At 52.3% G+C, this 19,794-nt stretch carries 18 protein-coding genes; 10 read left to right on the top strand and 8 right to left on the bottom strand.

Features of this window, described 5'->3' with window-relative positions; all coding sequences use genetic code 11:
* Positions 1-236 precede the first annotated feature (236 nt).
* Entirely contained in the window at positions 237-1,253 is a 1,017-nt protein-coding gene (locus ACS603_RS15185) for a LacI family DNA-binding transcriptional regulator (protein WP_182062302.1), read from the top strand.
* Here the strand turns inward: ACS603_RS15185 and lysA are convergent.
* Positions 1,245-2,507 (bottom strand): diaminopimelate decarboxylase, encoded by a 1,263-nt coding sequence (gene lysA, locus ACS603_RS15180; protein ID WP_474944515.1) that lies wholly within the window; start codon positions 2,505-2,507, stop codon positions 1,245-1,247. The genes ACS603_RS15185 and lysA overlap by 9 nt on opposite strands.
* A gap of 123 nt (positions 2,508-2,630) precedes the next feature.
* Here lysA and ACS603_RS15175 point away from each other — a divergent pair, with 123 nt between their 5' ends.
* Entirely contained in the window at positions 2,631-3,563 is a 933-nt protein-coding gene (locus ACS603_RS15175) for a LysR family transcriptional regulator (protein ID WP_182062304.1), read from the top strand.
* Between the two features lie 19 nt (positions 3,564-3,582).
* On the opposite strand, the gene ACS603_RS15170 is transcribed toward ACS603_RS15175, so the two are convergent.
* Positions 3,583-4,131, bottom strand: coding sequence for a flavodoxin family protein (locus ACS603_RS15170; protein WP_014071614.1), 549 nt, complete (start codon positions 4,129-4,131; stop codon positions 3,583-3,585).
* Positions 4,132-4,299: 168 nt separating this feature from the next.
* Here ACS603_RS15170 and ACS603_RS15165 point away from each other — a divergent pair, with 168 nt between their 5' ends.
* A complete protein-coding gene (locus tag ACS603_RS15165; RefSeq protein ID WP_315686684.1) occupies positions 4,300-4,698 on the top strand; it encodes a winged helix-turn-helix transcriptional regulator in 399 nt (132 codons plus the stop codon).
* A 26-nt stretch (positions 4,699-4,724) separates the two neighbouring features.
* Here ACS603_RS15165 and ACS603_RS15160 read toward each other — a convergent pair whose 3' ends face one another.
* Positions 4,725-5,417 (bottom strand): aspartate/glutamate racemase, encoded by a 693-nt coding sequence (locus ACS603_RS15160; protein WP_474944514.1) that lies wholly within the window; start codon positions 5,415-5,417, stop codon positions 4,725-4,727.
* A 134-nt stretch (positions 5,418-5,551) separates the two neighbouring features.
* Here ACS603_RS15160 and ACS603_RS15155 point away from each other — a divergent pair, with 134 nt between their 5' ends.
* Positions 5,552-5,875, top strand: coding sequence for a cupin domain-containing protein (locus tag ACS603_RS15155; protein ID WP_166717568.1), 324 nt, complete (start codon positions 5,552-5,554; stop codon positions 5,873-5,875).
* A gap of 33 nt (positions 5,876-5,908) precedes the next feature.
* On the opposite strand, the gene wzz(fepE) is transcribed toward ACS603_RS15155, so the two are convergent.
* A complete protein-coding gene (gene wzz(fepE) / locus ACS603_RS15150; protein ID WP_315686689.1) occupies positions 5,909-7,042 on the bottom strand; it encodes an LPS O-antigen length regulator Wzz(fepE) in 1,134 nt (377 codons plus the stop codon).
* A gap of 546 nt (positions 7,043-7,588) precedes the next feature.
* Here wzz(fepE) and ACS603_RS15145 point away from each other — a divergent pair.
* The 5 genes from ACS603_RS15145 (at position 7,589) to ACS603_RS15125 (ending at position 13,009) form a co-directional block, all read left to right on the top strand.
* Entirely contained in the window at positions 7,589-8,479 is an 891-nt protein-coding gene (locus ACS603_RS15145; RefSeq protein ID WP_014071620.1) for a carbohydrate ABC transporter permease, read from the top strand.
* Positions 8,472-9,374 (top strand): carbohydrate ABC transporter permease, encoded by a 903-nt coding sequence (locus ACS603_RS15140; protein ID WP_014071621.1) that lies wholly within the window; start codon positions 8,472-8,474, stop codon positions 9,372-9,374. The genes ACS603_RS15145 and ACS603_RS15140 overlap by 8 nt, the downstream gene beginning before the upstream one ends.
* 12 nt (positions 9,375-9,386) lie before the next feature.
* Positions 9,387-10,514, top strand: a complete 1,128-nt coding sequence (locus ACS603_RS15135) for an ABC transporter ATP-binding protein (protein WP_182062308.1) — start codon at positions 9,387-9,389, stop codon at positions 10,512-10,514.
* 13 nt (positions 10,515-10,527) lie between these two features.
* Positions 10,528-11,814, top strand: coding sequence for an ABC transporter substrate-binding protein (locus tag ACS603_RS15130; protein WP_315686695.1), 1,287 nt, complete (start codon positions 10,528-10,530; stop codon positions 11,812-11,814).
* A gap of 67 nt (positions 11,815-11,881) precedes the next feature.
* The gene (locus ACS603_RS15125) at positions 11,882-13,009 is read left to right on the top strand and encodes an oligogalacturonate lyase family protein (RefSeq protein ID WP_474944513.1); all 1,128 of its coding nucleotides are present in this window, start codon (positions 11,882-11,884) and stop codon (positions 13,007-13,009) included.
* An 89-nt stretch (positions 13,010-13,098) separates the two neighbouring features.
* Here the strand turns inward: ACS603_RS15125 and araE are convergent, their stop codons facing one another.
* From araE to kduI, 3 genes are all read right to left on the bottom strand, one after another.
* On the bottom strand, positions 13,099-14,532 hold the full coding sequence (gene araE, locus ACS603_RS15120; protein ID WP_474944526.1) for an arabinose-proton symporter AraE: 1,434 nt from the start codon (positions 14,530-14,532) through the stop codon (positions 13,099-13,101).
* Between the two features lie 295 nt (positions 14,533-14,827).
* Positions 14,828-15,589, bottom strand: a complete 762-nt coding sequence (kduD, locus tag ACS603_RS15115; protein WP_166717561.1) for a 2-dehydro-3-deoxy-D-gluconate 5-dehydrogenase KduD — start codon at positions 15,587-15,589, stop codon at positions 14,828-14,830.
* Positions 15,590-15,652: 63 nt separating this feature from the next.
* The gene (gene kduI / locus ACS603_RS15110) at positions 15,653-16,489 is read right to left on the bottom strand and encodes a 5-dehydro-4-deoxy-D-glucuronate isomerase (RefSeq protein ID WP_315686700.1); all 837 of its coding nucleotides are present in this window, start codon (positions 16,487-16,489) and stop codon (positions 15,653-15,655) included.
* A 412-nt stretch (positions 16,490-16,901) separates the two neighbouring features.
* On the opposite strand from kduI, the gene ACS603_RS15105 reads away from it, so the two are divergent.
* Entirely contained in the window at positions 16,902-18,077 is a 1,176-nt protein-coding gene (locus ACS603_RS15105; RefSeq protein WP_474944512.1) for an oligogalacturonate lyase family protein, read from the top strand.
* A 902-nt stretch (positions 18,078-18,979) separates the two neighbouring features.
* Here the strand turns inward: ACS603_RS15105 and ACS603_RS15100 are convergent.
* Positions 18,980-19,663, bottom strand: coding sequence for an oligogalacturonate-specific porin KdgM family protein (locus ACS603_RS15100; protein WP_315686703.1), 684 nt, complete (start codon positions 19,661-19,663; stop codon positions 18,980-18,982).
* Between the last annotated feature and the right edge of the window lie 131 nt (positions 19,664-19,794).

The raw sequence follows: 19,794 nt of genomic DNA, 5'->3' as shown, positions 1-19,794 counted from the left end.
CCAAAAATAGCTTTCTGGTGTTATTCGTTCTGTGATTAATCTCCCATCATGACAACAGGTATTCCAAATCATGATTTACAACCACTTTGGTATGCCACTTATTCCGTTTTATGCTGTTGTGATAGCCCGTTGCCAAAAAGCGTGATCGTGGTGGGGATTTTGCCTTCGCCGCTGCACATATGTGCCTGAGTGTCTGTGATAAACTGCGGACGATTACGTGAAAGCAGGAATTTCTAATGGCAACAATGCTGGATGTCTCATTACGCGCTGGTGTTTCAAAAGCCACAGTCTCACGCGTGTTGAACGGCACAGGTCAGGTAAAAGAAAGCACGCGCAAGCAGGTGTTTAAGGCAATGGAAGAGTTAGGTTATCGGCCGAACTTTCTTGCGCGCTCGCTGGCGAACCAGACCAGCAACAGCATTGGTCTGGTGGTGTCGACATTTGACGGTTTTTACTTCGGACGCCTGTTACAGCAGGCATCGCGACAAACGGAAACGCACGGCAAGCAGCTGATCGTCACCGATGGTCACGATGCCCCCGAACAGGAAGAGATGGCCGTGCAAATGCTGGCAGACCGCAAATGCGATGCCATCGTGCTTTATACCCGCTACATGAGCGAAAAAGCGATCATGAAGCTCATCCATTCCGTGCAAACGCCGCTGGTGATCATCAACCGCGAAGTGAGCCAGGCGGCGGACCGCTGTGTGTTCTTCGAACAACAGGATGCCGCCTTTAAAGCCGTGGATTATCTGATAAGCCAGGGCCACCGCGAGATTGCCTGTATCACCGTTCCGATCCACACGCCAACCGGTAAGGCGCGCCTGATGGGGTATCGTAAGGCACTGGAAAAGCACGGAATTGTCTGGGACGATCGTCGGGTGAAATATGGCGATGCAGGAATGACGCGGGGATATGAGCTGTGCAAAGAGCTCATCACTGAAAACGTGCCGTTTAGCGCGCTTTTCGCCTGTAACGACGATATGGCTCTGGGTGCGTCTAAGGCGTTACATCAGGCCGGGCTGCGTATTCCTCAGGATATTTCGCTGTTTGGTTTTGATGATGCGCCGAGTGCGAAGTGGCTGGAGCCTGCGCTCTCTTCGGTCTATTTGCCTATCGATAATATGATAGTGACGGCTATCGATCAGGCGATCCGGCTGGCAAAAAACCAGCCGGTCGAAACGATCCCGCCGTTTACCGGCACGCTGGTGTTGCGCGACTCAGTAACCACGGGCCCGTATTTTCACTCAAAATAGTTCCAGCGCCAGCAGTTCCTGAATGGTCTGGCGGCGGCGAATCAGCCGCGCCACACCATTATCGAACAGCACTTCCGGCAGCAGCGGGCGGCTGTTGTAGTTCGAGGACATTGACGCCCCGTACGCTCCGGTATCATGCAGCACCAGATAATCACCCGGTTTCACTTCAGGCAGCGCGCGGGTTTCCACTTTACCGCCCTCCTGCTGAGTAAACACATCGCCCGATTCGCACAGCGGGCCTGCCACTACAGTTTCAACCCGCGGAGCCTGCGTTAAATCGCGGCCATCTGCGGCCAGCGCGGTAATGTGGTGGTAACTGCCGTACATGGCCGGGCGCATCAGATCGCTAAAGCCTGCATCAATCAGCACAAAGTGACGTGACCCCATCTCTTTCACGCTACGAACCTGCGACACCAGCACGCCAGACTCCGCCACCAGGAAACGACCCGGTTCGATTTCCAGCTTCACCGCATGCCCCAGATGGGCGGCAATTTTATCGCGCGCCGCGCTCCACAGGCCGTAATAGTGATCGGTATCAATCGCCTCTTCGCCTTCACGATATGGAATAGACAGGCCGCCACCGGCGGAGATCGCCTCCATATCCTGACCAAAATCAATAACCTGGCGCACCATCGCGCCACATACCTGCTCCAGGTGACCGTAATCGACACCGGAACCAATATGCATATGAATACCCACCAGCTCCAGGCTGTAGCGCTGTATCACTTCAAGCGCCGCAGGCAGATCGGTATACCAGATCCCGTGTTTGCTGTTTTCACCGCCGGTATTGGTTTTTTGGCTGTGACCGTGGCCAAAACCCGGGTTCACGCGCAGCCATACGCGATGACCAGGAGAAACCTGACCGAGCTGCTCCAGCATATCCACCGAACCTGCATTAACCGGAATCCGCAGTTCATGTACGCGGGAAAGTGTAGGTTCATCAATCAAGTCAGCCGTGAACACAATGGCATCGCTGTCGCTCTTCGGATCGTATCCGGCCGCCAGCGCGCGTTCAATTTCACCCAGAGAAACCGAATCGACCTTCACCCCCTGCTCACGCATCAGGCGCAAAATATGGATATTCGAGCAGGCTTTCTGAGCAAAACGCACCACGTCAAACTGATGTAGCGCGGCAATCTTTTCGCGGACGATCTGCGCGTCGTAGACCCACACAGGGCAGCCAAATTCGGCTGGCAGGCGCAGTAAATTATCGGCGTTCAAATCGGTATCAGTCTGGTTAAGCGGGCGTGGCATGGTCTTCTCCGGGTGATGTCATTTTTTTATGATTACGCCACAGTGCGAAGAGAATAAAAAATATCGTTTTATCGTGAGTCTATGCAAAAATGATATGGATAACCTTCAGTCATCAGGTGCCCAATGCCCGCCGTCAACTTACGCCATATCGAGATTTTTCACGCCGTGATGACCACGGGGAATCTCACCGAAGCTGCACTTATGCTGCATACCTCGCAGCCAACAGTCAGCCGCGAGCTGGCACGCTTTGAGAAAGTGCTGGGGCTGAAGCTGTTTGAACGTACGCGCGGCAGACTGCATCCCACGGTGCAGGGGTTACGCCTGTTTGAAGAAGTACAGCGATCCTGGTACGGCCTGGACAGGATTGTCAGTGCGGCCGAAAGCCTGCGGGAATTCCGCCAGGGTGAGCTGTCGATTGTCTGCCTGCCCGTCTTTTCGCAGTCATTTCTGCCCATGCTGCTGCACCCTTTTCTGACGCGCTATCCCGAGGTCAACCTCACCATCGTGCCGCAAGAGTCGCCACTGCTGGAAGAGTGGCTTTCGGCTCAGCGCCATGATCTCGGCCTGACCGAAACGCTTGTCACCCCTGCGGGAACGCAGCGCACCGAGTTGCTCTCTTTAGATGAAGTTTGCGTACTGCCAGCAGGGCATCCGTTAGCGCAGAAACAGATCCTGACTCCCGCCGATTTTCAGGGCGAAAATTACATTAGTCTTTCGCAGACCGACAGCTACCGGCAGTTACTGGATACCCTGTTTGCCGAGCATCAGGTTAAACGCCGAATGGTGGTCGAGACGCACAGTGCCGCCTCAATATGTGCGATGGTGCGCGCGGGTGTGGGAATTGCGGTGGTGAATCCCCTAACGGCGCTGGATTATGCCGGAACCGGGATCGTTATCCGCCGTTTTAGCGTATCCGTTCCTTTTACCGTGAGCCTTATCCGCCCGCTTCACCGCCCGGCATCGGCACTGGTGGATGCCTTCAGTGAACATCTGCAAGGGGGGCTTAGCACGTTCACTGCAAAACTGGACGATGTGCTTAACAATATGCCCGGCTAACTGCCGGGCATTCGTCAATTCAGTTGAAACGTTTCGCGACAGAAGCTACACGCTCACCGAATTTCACTGCAGTTTCCAGATCGCCCGATGCAATCGCACCTGCGTCAGCATCTGACGGAGACTGCACCAGCAACCCAACAGAACCGCCCAGGTTGTTGATATCCTGGCGCGTGGCAGCCTGAGTGTTTGACGGTGGCAGACCCAGGCTCACCCAGATACCGCCATGCTGTGAAGCCAGCGTTTGCAGATACTGAAGAGACACTTGTTTGTCACCGTTCAGGCTCGCACTGTTGCTAAAGCCCGCAAACACTTTGTCCTGCCAGCTGCGCACAAACCAGGCTTTCGACGTGGCATCGGCAAACTTCTTGAACTGCCACGGCACACTGCCCATATACGTTGGCGCGCCAAAAATAATCGCCTTCGCATCGTTGAGTTTTTGCCAGTCGCTTTCCTGAATATCGCCATTGCTGTCAATCGCGATCAAATCAGCACGCGCGCCTTCAGCAACCGTTTCAGCTACGCGTTTTGTGTGGCCGTAGCCGGAATAATAGATAACTACAACGCTCATTATGTGTCTCCTGATGGAATATTGCTCAAGAAGTCAAACATTTACGGCTGGGTTGCCATTTTCGGTTCCCTGGTATCAAATAGAAACCTTACGTCGTTTTATACACGCAAACATTCGCTTGCGTAAGAAGGCACCTTTACCTCACCTGGTTACCTCGAGGGAACCACCATGACTGACGCTGAAACCGCAACAAAAGAGATGCCACCCTATAATGTGTTCGACGAGCGCTGCCCGACACGCAATGTACTGGCGCGTATCGCCGATAAATGGGCGCTGCTGATCCTTGCGCGTCTGGAAAACGGACCGATTCGGTTTAATCACCTGCAACGTGATATTCAGCGGATCACCAAGAAAGTGCTGACCCAGTCGCTGCGCAAGCTGGAGCGAGACGGCCTGGTTTCGCGAAAAGTGTTTGCCACTGTGCCGGTAACGGTAGAGTACAGCCTGACGCCGCTCGGCCAGGCGCTCACTGAAACCGTCACCGTGCTGGCTCACTGGGTAGAAAGTAATATGGATGCCATCGTCGCCGCGCAATCTGCTTATGATGCCGCCAACGAACAAGACTGAGCCGGGCAAGCCCGGCTTTGTGCTGCTCAGGAGAGCATAAATTCAACGGCATCCGCGGCATGAATGGCTGCCGTGTCAAACACCGGGATCGGGCTGCGCTCAACCGGCACGAGTAAACCAATCTCTGTACAACCGAAAATAACACCCTCTGCCCCCTGCTGTGCGAGCTTCTCAATCACGCTGACGTAGTACTCGCGCGAGGGTTCGCTGAAGGTTCCGAGACAAAGCTCCTCAAAGATAATCTGATTAATGCGTGCCCGGTCTGCCTCATCCGGGATCAGGCTTTCAATCCCAAATTCACTGCTCAGTCGCCCACGATAAAAATCCTGCTCCATGGTATAGCGGGTTCCCAGCAGCGCCACGCGCGTCATCCCGGAGGCGGTAATCGCGCGCCCGGTGGCATCGGCAATATGCAGGAACGGCAGCGAACAGCGCGATTCAATGTGTGACGCCACTTTGTGCATGGTGTTGGTACAGAGCAAAATCCCTTCTGCGCCCGCACGCTCCAGCCCCAGCGCCGCCTGCGCCAGTATCTCGCCGGCTTTATCCCACTCACCGCTCGCCTGGCAGGCTTCTATCTCATGGAAATCAACGCTGTGCAGCAGCTGGCTTGCGGAGTGCAGCCCGCCAAGACGTTGCTTCACCCCTTCATTAATCAGGCGGTAGTACGGGATGGTCGATTCCCAGCTCATTCCACCTAACAGGCCGATCGTTTTCATACTTTCTCCTTTATGTTTCTTCCAGTGAAGCAAACTTGTGATCCTGTTTCCAGTTCTTTGGCTAGCCGTTTCTTTTTACCGCGCGGTGATATAAATTAAATGAAACATTGTTTCATTACCTTGCGGGGCTAGATATGTTTATTTTTCACAAAGAGACAACGCTTGAAGATCTCGGAAACGGCGTGACACGTCGAATTCTGGCGCATGACGGAAAGATGATGGCGGTAGAGGTGAATTTCCAGCAGGGCGCCATCGGGCCGATGCATAACCATCCGCACGAGCAGTTAACCTATGTGCTTTCCGGCGAGTTCGAATTCACCATTGGTGATGAAAAACATGTCGTGACGGCGGGAGACACACTCTATAAAGAGCCGCATATCATGCATGGCTGCGTGTGCCTGAAACCCGGCACACTGCTTGATACCTTTACGCCTGTGCGCGAAGATTTTCTGCAATAAAAAAAAGGGCGGCGTCGCCACCCGCCCTTTTTATTACATTTCCGCTTCCGGAAGGGCTTCCGCTAAAGGCTTGCGCATCAGCATCGCATTTTGAACTAGCACAAAGCCGCAGGCGAAAAGCCCACCAACAATGCCTGCGAGCAGCGCAATAACCAGCTTGCCCGGGCCATCTTTTTTCACCGGCAGAGACGGTGACAGCTGATATTTAAAAGGCTCAAGCTTCACATCTTCAACAGACAGTTTCTGCAACTGAGCCAGATGATATTCGCGATTCTGGAAATCGGAATTCAGCTCAGCAACATCCTTGATCGATTTTTCAATTTCCAGCTTTTGCGCAATACCATCAGCACCCAGCGCCACGGAGTAATCCGGGTCATCTTTAACCGCCTGGCCATTACTGTAGACCGGCTTTTTAATTCCGGCGGCATTGGCCACTTTCAGGGAATAATTCAGACGTTGCAGGTTGGTGTTGTGAATATTGGTCAGACGAACCCTGTCCAGTTCCAGCTGCTCTCTCTCCATTCGCGTTTTCAGCGTGACCTGATTACGAATGTTCTGCATCGTTTCTTTTTCGACCAGCGCGGATACGAACTCGATATAGCCTTCAAGCACGGTACGCGCATCTGTTGCCGTCGGCGCTGTAAAGCTCAACGTCCAGGACGCATAGGGCGCTTTATCGGCATCTTTCGCCGCGGTGTTATCCGCCGCTTTCATCTCCTCGGCAATATTGACCACGGCGCGATGCAGCTCAACAGGATCAATATCTGCACCTTCCAGCTGCGCCATAACAAACGGCGAGGAGGTCATATATTCTTCAAGCAGTGACTGTGACTGGAATTTTTTGATAAACAGGTTGAATACTTCAGGCCGGGCGATTTTTACGTCCACATCCAGTACCTGAAGTGCCACCAGCATCTGTCGCAGTGGGTTCCACTGCGTTTGTTCTGCCGGCGTGATCACCGCTTTACTGGTCCACTTTTGCGGCAGGATAAATGCCATTGCCAGACCTGCTACAGCACAGGCGAAAGCGGTAACCAGAATACGTTTTTTGGCGACCCACAAGACATCCAATAATCCCAGAAGGTCAATCTCTTTATACTCATGTGCCGGGGAGGCATGACGGGAAAAATCCACATCCGTATTTTTTTTAAAATCCATGACTGACATAACAATTCTTCTATTTTGATGGCGCAGTGAATCTGCCTGAGAGGTCCCTGAGCGTTCGATGATACAAGAAAGTAAGAATTATCTGAATGCCAAAAGATTAAAACCTGATACCTGACTATCAGAATTAGTAGTAAAAATTGGCGCTATATCACGCACATTAATCATTCGTTCTGAAGACTCATCCACTCTCCAGCCGTTTTACGGTGACTCATATCCCGGTTAAAAGTGCCACCTTCCTCACCTTATTGAAACAGCGTTTCGACATCGATCACATTTCCATCATTAAGCGCATGACGCGGAAATAAATAGCAATAAAATAAAATAAAACGATGTTTTAGTATTCAAGAACAACAGTTCGTGAGTTTTTAAAACCCTGACAAGGCTTGCCAGGACGACCCAATAAAATGTTATATAAAACATAAGGTAAGAGAGTAACCGTAACGTGTTTCATACCGAACACACATCCCCGGGCCTGCCATCAGGCGTGGGGCGACAGCATCACAATCGGATTCCGTTTTAAAACCATTGATTGCCAGGTAGGTATGTATGAATGAAAACAAAATGCTGGGGCTAGCGTGGATATCACCCTACATAATCGGGCTGATAATCTTTACCGCGTTTCCCTTTGTCTCATCGTTCTTTCTCAGTTTTACTGATTACGATCTGATGAGCCCGCCGGTGTTTAACGGCATCGAGAACTATCGTTACATGTTTACGGAAGATACTCTCTTCTGGAAATCCATGGGCGTGACTTTTGCCTATGTATTTTTGACCATTCCATTAAAACTGGCATTTGCTCTGGGAATTGCGTTTGTTCTGAACTTTAAATTACGCGGCATCGGTTTCTTCCGTACTGCCTACTATATTCCGTCGATCCTCGGCAGCTCCGTAGCAATTGCGGTTCTGTGGCGTGCACTGTTTGCCATCGATGGCCTGCTGAACAGCTTTATTGGCGTATTTGGCTTTGACCCGGTGAACTGGCTGGGTGAACCTTCTCTGGCGCTGATGTCCGTAACCCTGCTGCGCGTCTGGCAGTTCGGCTCTGCGATGGTTATCTTCCTTGCCGCGCTGCAAAACGTTCCGCAATCACAGTATGAAGCGGCAATGATCGACGGCGCATCAAAATGGCAGATGTTCATGAAAGTGACCGTGCCGCTGATTACGCCGGTGATTTTCTTCAACTTCATCATGCAGACCACTCAGGCGTTCCAGGAATTTACCGGGCCGTATGTCATTACCGGCGGCGGGCCAACCTACTCGACTTACCTGTTCTCGCTCTACATCTACGACACCGCATTCAAATACTTTGATATGGGCTACGGCGCAGCACTGGCCTGGATCCTGTTCCTGGTGGTTGCCGTCTTTGCCGCTATCGCCTTTAAGTCTTCGAAATACTGGGTGTTCTACTCCGCCGATAAAGGAGGCAAAAATGGCTGATATCCAACAACTCTCCACGGCGAGAAGCATTGCTGAGCGCGAAGTGGCTCGCACGCTGCGCAAAGAGAAAATCAACGCCAGTATCCGCTATGTGATCCTGCTGTTTGTCGGCCTGCTGATGCTCTATCCGCTGGTATGGATGTTCTCGGCGTCGTTTAAACCGAACCACGAGATCTTCACCACCCTGAGCCTGTGGCCTGCACACGCCACCTGGGATGGATTTATTAACGGCTGGAAAACCGGGACTGAATACAACTTCGGTCATTACATGCTGAACACCTTTAAGTATGTGATCCCGAAAGTGATCCTGACCATTATCTCCTCTACCATCGTGGCGTACGGCTTTGCCCGCTTCGAGATCCCGTGGAAGAAATTCTGGTTCGCAACGCTTATCACCACCATGTTGCTGCCAAGCACCGTCCTGCTTATCCCGCAGTACCTGATGTTCCGTGAAATGGGCATGTTGAACAGCTATATGCCGCTGTACCTGCCGCTGGCGTTTGCCACACAAGGGTTCTTCGTCTTTATGCTGATCCAGTTCCTGCGTGGCGTACCGCGTGACATGGAAGAAGCGGCGCAGATTGACGGCTGTAACTCCATCCAGGTGCTGTGGTACGTGGTAGTGCCAATCCTGAAACCGGCCATTATCTCGGTCGCACTGTTCCAGTTCATGTGGTCAATGAACGACTTTATCGGGCCGCTGATTTACGTTTACAGCGTGGACAAATACCCGATTGCACTGGCTCTGAAAATGTCCATCGACGTCACCGAAGGTGCGCCGTGGAACGAAATTCTGGCAATGGCGAGTATCTCCATTCTGCCATCCATCATTGTCTTCTTCCTGGCACAGCGCTACTTCGTACAGGGCGTAACCAGCAGCGGAATTAAAGGTTAAGAGGGAAATATCATGGCTGAAGTTATCTTCAACAAACTGGAAAAGGTGTACTCCAACGGCTTCAAAGCGGTACATGCTATCGACCTGAAAATCGCTGAAGGGGAATTCATGGTGATCGTCGGGCCATCCGGTTGCGCGAAATCCACCACCCTGCGAATGCTGGCCGGGCTGGAAACCATCAGCGGCGGTGAAGTGCGCATTGGTGAGAAAATTGTCAACAACCTGGCGCCGAAAGAGCGCGGGATTGCGATGGTATTCCAGAACTACGCGCTGTATCCGCACATGACGGTGCGCGAAAACCTGGCCTTCGGTCTGAAGCTGAGCAAGCTGCCGAAAGATCAGATTGAATCTCAGGTGAATGAAGCGGCGAAAATTCTGGAACTGGAAGAGCTGCTCGACCGCCTGCCACGCCAGCTTTCCGGCGGCCAGGCGCAGCGTGTGGCCGTTGGCCGTGCGATTGTGAAAAAGCCGGACGTGTTCCTGTTTGATGAACCCTTATCTAACCTCGACGCCAAGCTGCGCGCCTCGATGCGTATCCGTATTTCTGACCTGCACAAGCAGCTGAAGAAATCCGGTAAACCGGCGACGACCGTGTATGTGACCCACGACCAGACCGAAGCCATGACCATGGGTGACCGCATCTGTGTGATGAAGCTCGGCCATATCATGCAAGTGGATACCCCGGATAATCTCTACCACAAGCCAAAAAACATGTTTGTGGCGGGCTTCATCGGTGCGCCAGAAATGAACATTCGCGCCAGCAAGCTGGTGGAAAGAGAGGGGAATCTGCTTATCGCTATCGGCAATGAAACCATGCCGCTCAACGGTGAAATGCAGGAGAAAGTGTCTGGCTACGCGGGCCAGGAGATCTTCTACGGCGTGCGCCCTGAATTTGTTTCGCTCTCAGACGAACCTTTCCAGGAAGGGGGTTGCAGCGGCGAAATGGTGCGTGTGGAAAACATGGGCCATGAGTTCTTTGTGTATCTGAAAGTCGCGGATTACGAACTGACCGCCCGAATTCCTTCCGACGAAGCTAAGCCAATGATTGATAAGGGTCTTCATCGTAAGGTGTATTTCAAGTTTGATATGAATAAATGTCATATTTTTGACGCTAAAACTGAACAGAACATCTCTCTCTAATGGAGTTATAAAAATGAAAAAAGTGCTTTTAAGCGCCGCTATCTCCGCTACCCTGGGCCTTACTGCTTTGCCATCGATGGCACAAGATGTTGATTTACGTATGTCCTGGTGGGGCGGTAATGGCCGCCACCAGGTTACCCTGAAAGCGCTGGAAGAGTTCCACAAGCAGAACCCGGATATTAACGTGAAAGCGGAATACACCGGGTGGGATGGTCACCTGTCCCGTCTGACGACCCAGATTGCTGGCGGCACCGAGCCGGACGTGATGCAAACGAACTGGAACTGGCTGCCGATCTTCTCCAAAAGCGGAGAAGGATTCTACGATCTGAACAAAATGAAAGACGTGATCGACCTGAGCCAGTTCGATCCTAAAGAGCTGCAATCCACCACGGTGAACGGCAAGCTGAACGGTATTCCAATCTCCGTGACCGCGCGTGTGTTCTATTTTAATGACGAAACCTGGAAAAAAGCGGGCGTCGAATACCCGAAAACCTGGGATGAGCTGATGGCCGCAGGCAAGGCCTTCGAGAGCAAGCTTGGCAAACAGTACTACCCTGTGGTGCTGGAACACCAGGACACCCTGGCGCTGCTGAACTCCTACATGATCCAGAAATACAACATCCCAGCCGTGGACGAAAAGACCAAAAAATTCGCCTACAGCAAAGAGCAGTGGGTGGAATTCTTCCAGACCTATAAAAAACTGGTTGATAGTCACGTGATGCCAGACACCAAATACTATGCGTCATTTGGTAAGAGCAACATGTATGAGATGAAGCCGTGGATCCAGGGGGAATGGGGCGGAACCTATATGTGGAACTCCACCATTAACAAATATTCCGACAACCTGAAGCCACCGGCAAAACTGGAGCTGGGCAATTACCCAATGCTGCCGGGCGCCACCGATGCGGGCCTGTTCTTCAAACCGGCGCAGATGCTGTCGATTGGTAAATCAACCAGGAACCCGGAAGCCGCCGCGAAGCTGATTAACTTCCTGCTGAACAGCAAAGAAGGTGTCGATACGCTGGGTCTGGAGCGCGGTGTGCCGCTGAGCAAAGCAGCTGTGCAATTCCTGACCGAAGACGGCACCATTAAAGAGAGCGATCCTTCCGTTGCGGGTCTGCGTCTGGCGCAGTCTCTGCCTGCGAAACTGTCCGTATCGCCATACTTTGATGACCCACAGATTGTTGCCCAGTTCGGCACCTCTCTTCAGTACATCGACTATGGCCAGAAAACCGTGGAAGAGACTGCCGCTGACTTCCAGCGTCAGGCGGAACGTATCCTGAAACGCGCCATGCGCTAATCCCCTGGCCAGAACATACCCTGCCACTGACTGTGGCAGGGTATTTTTTTATCTCAAGGAGAGAAAAATGAAAGGCAAAATCATCCCGCTGAATTTTCGCACTCGCCTGGATAATAAAACCGGGCACGAGGTGATACGGATGACGCCCCCGCACATTATTTGTCACCGTAATTACTTCTATCAAAAATGCTTCACCCGTGATGGCAGCAAGCTGATTTTTGGCGGTGCATTCGAAGGCCACTGGAATTACTACCTGCTGGATATTGAGAAACAACAGGCAACCCAGCTTACCGATGGAGGCGGGGATAATACCTTTGGCGGCTTTTTATCTGATGATGATAAGTCCCTGTGGTATGTGAAAAATAACCGCGAACTCCGGCGCGTCAACCTCGACAGCCTTGAGGAGTTTATCGTCTATGATGTGGATGACGAATGGGTGGCGTACGGCACCTGGGTGGCAAATTCAGACTGTACTAAGCTTGTCGGGATCGAAATCAAAAAGAGCGACTGGCAGCCGCTGACCGACTGGAGCAAGTTCCGCGCGTTTTACTTTACCCAGCCTGAATGCCGCCTGATTAATATCGATTTACGCACTGGCGAACGCCGGGTGATGTTGCAGGAAAACCGCTGGCTCGGGCATCCGATCTATCGCCCGTTTGATAGCACCACCGTCGCGTTTTGCCATGAAGGTCCGCGTGATGCCATCGATGCCCGCATGTGGCTGATTGATGCCGACGACAGCAACGTGCGCAAGGTACGCCAGCACGCGCCCGGCGAGAGTTTCACCCATGAATTCTGGGTACCTGACGGCTCCGCGCTGTATTACGTAGAACATAAAGAGAACGATCCGAAACGCTATCTGTGCAGCGCCGATCCGCTAACGCTGGAAAACCGTCAACTGATGGCGATCCCGCCCTGCTCTCACCTAATGAGCAACCACGATGGCACGCTGATTGTCGGTGACGGCGCGCAGCATAATACCGGGGATATCAGCCTCAACGATCCGTTTATCTGGGTATTTGATGTTCGCGCGGGGACGCAAAAGGCCGTTTGTCAGCACAACACCAGCTGGAAAGTGCTGGATGGCGACCGTCAGGTAACGCATCCACATCCGTCGTTTTCACCTGACGGTGAGTGGGTGCTGTATACCTCGGATGCCGAAGGAATGCCGGCGCTGTATTTAGCGAAAGTGTAAAAAAAGCCGGGTGGCGGCTATGCCTTACCCGGCCTACATTTGGCGCTACTTTGTAGGCCCGGTAAGCGTAGCCCCTCCGGGCGGTAAAATCACACGCCGATATCGCGTAATTTCTCCCCGGCCATCAGCTTGCGTTCAATGTGTTCCAGCGTCACGCCTTTGGTTTCAGGAACAAGCCAGAACGTAATACCGATAAACACCACGTTCAGCACCGTATAGAGCCAAAATGTACCAGCCGCACCAATCGAATCCAGCAGCGTCAGGAATGTCGCACCGATAATCATGTTCGACACCCAGTTGGTGGTTGTAGAACAGGTTATCCCGAAGTCACGGCATTTCAGTGGCTGAATTTCAGAGCACAGGATCCACACTACCGGCGCGGCACTCATCGCATATCCTGCAATACACATCATGGTCATGCCGACAGAGAGCCATGAAAGCCCGCTTGATGCCGTGCCGTTATCGAACTGCATCAGGCAGTAGCCGAGGATCAACGTGCCGATGGCCATCACGCTAAAACCAATTTTCAGCGCCGGTTTACGTCCGGCTTTATCAACGGTGAATACCGCAATAAAAGTGGCGAACATAAAGGTCAACCCGACCACCAGCGTGGCTATCATCTGCTGTTCGGTGTTGGTGAATCCGGCCATTTTGAAGATGCGCGGGGCGTAATACATGATGATGTTCATGCCGGTGAACTGCTGCATCGCCTGCAACAACATGCCGAGGAACACCGCTCGACGCACGTTGCTGTTGGCCTTAAACAGCGCCCAGCCGCCCTGCTTCAGTTTCAGGCTTTCGCGGATTTCGTTCAGCTCGTCACGCGCTTTTTCAGACGTATCACGCAACATGCGTAGCACCTCTTCCGCCTCCACGTGACGCCCTTTTTGCGCCAGCCAGCGCGGGCTATTCGGCAGGAATATCACCAGCACGATCAGCAGCAACGCAGGCAGCGCCAGCACACCCAGCATCGCCCGCCAGTTACCGCTGTAGCTGAACCAGGTATCGGACAAAAACGCCAGCACGATACCGAGCGTCACCATCAGCTGATACATACTGATCATCTTGCCGCGCACGTTCTCGCTTGCCATTTCTGACAGATAAAGCGGCGCGGTGTACGACGCAATCCCCACCGCCACGCCCAGCAGCACGCGGGACAGCAACAGCAATTCCACGCCTGTGGCAAACGCAGAGCCGAGTGAACCGGCGACGAACAGAATGGCGCCAACCATCAGGCTGTATTTGCGCCCAAGGCGGAACGAAAGCCAGCCGTTAAACAGCGCACCGATAGCTGCGCCAAGCATCATACTGCTCACCACCCACTCCTGGAGGCGGCTGCTCAACGTAAAGTGATCGGTAATAAACGGCAACGCACCGGCAATCACGCCGATATCCAGCCCAAACAGCAAACCGGCTACCGCTGCCGCGATAGAGACAAACTGGTTCATCCGGCGGGTATCGCGCAGCGCGCCGGGCATGAGGGTAGAGTCATTTATAGATGTCATATTTTCCTGCCTGAACAGCGAAATTCGTTAACTGAAATTACGAGATGGCGAAAAAAAGTGTCAGGCGGTAATCTGCGAAGATATGGATAATTTTGCTGCGACATACCGATCTGTGATGGACATTACAATTTCAACTAATGCTGAATAATCACATTTTTTTACTAATCAGTTAATTTTTAAGCAATAAAACTGTGATTTATGTCATTCATGATTTTTTGGTATGGATTTTTCATCTTTACGGGTATGGATAATGACATTTTTTGTGCAAAAAAACCTCCGCCATAAGGCAGAGGTTCTTCGTCTGGGGGCGGAATTAACGCGCCAGCCAGCCACCGTCAACGGCAACGGTGTAGCCGTTGATGTAGTCAGAAGCCGGGGACGCCAGGAACACAATCGGCCCCATCAGGTCGCTCGGCAGACCCCAACGGCCAGCCGGGATACGGTCGAGGATTTCCGCGCTACGCTGTTCATCAGCACGCAGCTGCTGAGTGTTATTGGTTGCCATGTAGCCTGGTGCAATGGCGTTGACGTTGATGTTGTGCTTCGCCCACTCGTTCGCCAGCAGACGGGTCACGCCCATTACGGCACTTTTTGACGCGGTGTAAGACGGCACGCGGATGCCGCCCTGGAACGACAGCATAGAGGCGATGTTAATGATCTTGCCGCCTTTACCCTGGGCGATAAAGTGCTTCGCCGCCGCCTGAGACATAAAGAACACGCTCTTGATGTTCAGATTCATCACGTCGTCCCAGTCGCGCTCGCTGAAGTTGATAGCATCTTCACGGCGGATCAGGCCTGCGTTGTTGACCAGGATATCGATATGCCCGAATTCTGCCACAGCGCGATCCAACAGCTCAGGAATGGCATCGATTTTACGCAGGTCAGCGGTCAGGCTCAGGAAACGACGGCCCAGTGCGGTGACGCGTTCAATGGTTTCAGTCGGTTCAACAATGTTGATCCCGACGATATCGCAGCCAGCTTCCGCCAGACCTAATGCCATACCCTGGCCCAGACCGGTGTCACAACCGGAAACTACAGCCACTTTACCCTGTAGAGAAAATGCATCCAGAATCATGTTAGTTCCTTAATCTTTTAACGCCTGTCACGAACAGGCAGGTTTATGCTTAACTGCCCGCGACTAGCGCAGATCTTTAACAGCGACGTGGTCCATGTCATCAAAGACCTGGTTTTCACCGACCATACCCCAGATAAAGGTGTACGCACGGGTTCCCACGCCTGAGTGAATCGACCAGCTCGGAGAAATCACGGCCTGCTCGTTATGCATCACGATATGACGCGTTTCCTGCGGCTGCCCCATCATGTGAAACACGCAGGCATCTTCTTCCATGTTGAAGTAGAAATAGACTTCCATGCGGCGCTCGTGGGTATGGCACGGCATGGTGTTCCACAGGTTGCCCGGCTCAAGCTCGGTCAGCCCCATGCTGAGCTGGCAGGTTTCCAGCACATCGGGAACAAAATATTTGTTGATGGTACGGCGGTTGCTGGTGAGGTTATCGCCAAGCGTGACCGGGGCTACGTCCGCAGGTGTCACTTTTTTGGTTGGGTACGTGGTGTGGGCTGGCGCACAGTTGTAGTAGAACTTCGCCGGCTTGCTACTATCAATGCTGGCGAAGACCACTTCTTTCGCGCCTTTGCCAACGTACAAAGCATCGCGATGACCAATCTCGTAACAGTGGCCGTCTACGGTGACAGTGCCAGGACCGCCGATATTGATGACGCCCAGTTCGCGGCGTTCCAGGAAGTAGCTCACGCCGAGCTGTTTGCCCACTTCGCCACCAACAGAAACCGTTTTTGCCACCGGCATGATGCCGCCAACAATAATGCGATCGATATGGCTGTAGACCATGGTGTACGCATCGGCTTCAAATACCTTCTCAACTAAAAACTCGTTGCGCAGCGCCTGGGTATCCAGCGTTTTAGCGTGCGCGCTGTGGATGCTTTGTCTGACGTCCACGGTAACCTCCAGAAGTGATCCGTGCCCGAAGGCAAAATAATTAACGAAACATCGTTCCGTTTTCTCGATTGGCACATAGTATCCCCTGAGAAATGGGTTTTCAATTGCATTTAAAACGACGTTTCACTTTTTCTGTATCTTTATGCCAGAAATGATGTTCGGATCACGATTGTTGAGGTGTTGACGCAGAAATGGTTAAAAGCAGCCTGGATGTTAATCATAATAAACAATAGGTTATAAAATCTTTGAAATATGACGGCCTACAAAACATTCAGCGTTAAAAATCTAAGATGACATCGCTTTCATCAATTTTTCTTACAAATTGCGCCATCAGTCACACATATTGAAACGATGTTTTGATAATTTAACACCCAGTTTTTAACTCAATTTTTATCGTATAAAGGAGTGCATTATGGCTAAAGGTATGCGGGTCAAGCTGAACTACGAGATCAGCCGCGATCCGGATACAGGCGTGGAAGTCACCCGCCTGACCCCACCCGAAGTAACCTGTCATCGCAACTACTTCTATCAGAAGTGCTTCTTTAACGATGGTAGTCACCTGCTGTTCGCGGGAGAGTTTGACGGGAACTGGAACTACTACCTGCTGGATCTGAAAAAAGCAGAAGCCGTACAGCTGACTGAAGGTACCGGCGATAACACCTTTGGCGGGTTCCTCTCCCCGGATGATAAGTCCTTCTACTATGTGAAGAACGACCGCACGCTGCTGGAAGTGAACTTACACACCCTGGCCGAGCGCGAAGTGTACCGCGTCTCTGACGAATGGGTGGGTTACGGTACCTGGGTGGCCAATAGCGATTGCACCAAACTGGTCGGTATTGAGATTGCCAAAAGTGACTGGACGCCGCTCAACGACTGGAAGATTTTCCATGACTTCTTCCATAAAGGGCCACGCTGCCGCCTGCTGCGCGTGGATCTTAAAACCGGTGAAAGCTCAACCATCCACGAAGAGAAAAACTGGCTGGGGCACCCTATTTATCGTCCGTTCGACGACAACACCGTGGCCTTCTGTCACGAAGGGCCGCACGACCTGGTGGATGCCCGCATGTGGCTGGTGAACGAAGACGGCAGCAACGTGCGCAAAGTGAAAGAGCACGCAGAAGGTGAAAGCTGCACCCATGAATTCTGGGTGCCGAATGGTTCTGCACTGGTCTACGTCTCGTATCTGAAAGGTCAGCAGGGCCGCACGATTTACAGCTTTAACCCGGATACCGGCGTTAACGATGCCGTTATGCAGATGCCCGCCTGTTCGCACCTGATGAGCAACTTCGACGGCACAATGCTGGTTGGGGATGGCTCCGGCACGCCGGTCGATGTGAAGGATACCAGCGGTTATACCATCGATAACGATCCTTACCTTTATGCCTTTGATGTGGCGAAAAAAGCGTACTTCCGCATCGCCCGTCATGATACCTCCTGGGCAACGGTGGCCAATAGCCGCCAGGTGACCCATCCGCACCCATCCTTTACCCCGGATGACAAAGCGGTTCTGTACAGTTCCGATAAAGACGGCAAACCAGCTCTCTATATCGCGAAACTCCCCGAGCAACCTGAAATGTTGCAAGCATGATTTGAGTTAGTGTTTCTGTAACTGGCCTTGCCCTCCTTTATGGAGGGCTTTTTTTTGGGGGTCAGTGCGTGCTTTTTTGCCCGGTGGCGCTGCGCTTACCGGGCCTACAAAACCGGGAGTTCCGGGCATAAAAAAACCGGCTCACGCGGAGCTAATGCCAGTCAGTTAAGCGATATTAAACCACTCTGCTATTTGAGTGGCATCGTTCCGTTCACTTAGGCTTTCCTGCTACCTGCATAATCCGCTGCGGTGAACGTGCTAAGGGGGCTGCCGCCGCCCCCTTAGCAATCCCGGCTCCCGGCAAAGAAACTCGCCGCTTCGCGGATTGTTCGCCCCATCCCTGGGGCTCACCCCTTCGGGGCCAGCGCAAGCGCTGTCCAAAATTACTCCTGGCAATTTTGTCCTCAGCTTATTCCTTCCGGCTTATCGGGGACGGGCGGAGGTAACGTCCCTGTAAATCCGCCCTCGCCGCGCATCCCTGCGCGTCGCCCCGGCCTTCAGGAAACGCTTCGGCGATTTTCAGCCGGACTCACGCTCCCTCAACCTTCTCTGCGGCCTGAAAGTGGCACGGATGTTGAGTCCCGCAGAAATCGGCGAACCGGAGGCCGGATGACAAGGGCTGGACGCCAGGGATGGCGGCCAGAGGCGAAATGAGACAGGATGTCGAGTCGAGCCGACCGCAGGCAAACGGTCGGGAGGTGAGCGCAGTGCGAAGCACCGATTTCTTTGCGGGTCGCGGGGATTGATAAGGGGGCCGCGATGGCCCCCTTATCCCGTTCACGTGTTCTGAACGAATTATTTTCTGCTGATATTAAGGTGAACGGAACCCTGCACCGTGCTTCACTGACAAGCATTACTCACGCGGAGCCGGTCTTTTTCCCGGAGGTACTGCTTATTATGTCTTAGAAAGAGTACGCCACACCTAAACGGAAACGGGTCTGGCGCTCATCGGTATCTTTCACGCCCACGTTACCCACTTCAACATAGGGTGCCCAGTTTTTATCCCATTTGTATGCCAGCTTGGCGTTATATTCGTTGGAGTAATCTTTATTATTATTACGAATCATACCTTCCGAACTTTTCGCGTAAACATAGTTCAACTCAGTGCGGAAATTGCCCATTACCCAGCCAACCCAGGCATCACCACGGTTTACTTTATCATCGTCCTTATTTGAGCTTGATGGATAACGGGTATATTCATAACGGTAACGCGCCGCAACGTAGAACCCATTATCGAAGCTATATTGCAAGTGCAGGTTCGGTTTATAAATAGTTCGGCTGTCATTACTCTCAATCGTAAACGCAGGTGTCAACGAGATATTGTCCGTTGCTTTCCAGCGCCAGCTAATCTGGTCTTCGTGGCCGTTACCCACCACATCAGCAAATGGCTGGTCGGCCTTATCGCCGCCAGATTTCCATTTCGCCTCAACCGAAAAACCTAAGCCGTTTTCAAAACGATGTGAAACAGATACGCGATCTGCGTTCGAGCCGCTATCGATGTATTCATGACGTAAATCAACAGTAACAGCCTGAGCTGCAAAAGACGCACCGACAAGGGAAGCAAGAGCCAGAGATTTCTTAAACATGAAAAACCCTCAATTGAAATAACGTTTCGTTTTTATGGAATTGCAGTTTATTTTTTTATAAACGTAATTTTAGTGACAAAGATCGTAATTATTTGTTTCATTTTTTTTGGCAAGGATCGACGTGAACCCCG

This window comes from Enterobacter sp. Li2LvB3 (assembly GCF_056156645.1).
The sequence above is the reverse complement of the archived record's forward strand: the minus strand, read 5'-3'. Positions and strand labels throughout refer to the sequence as shown.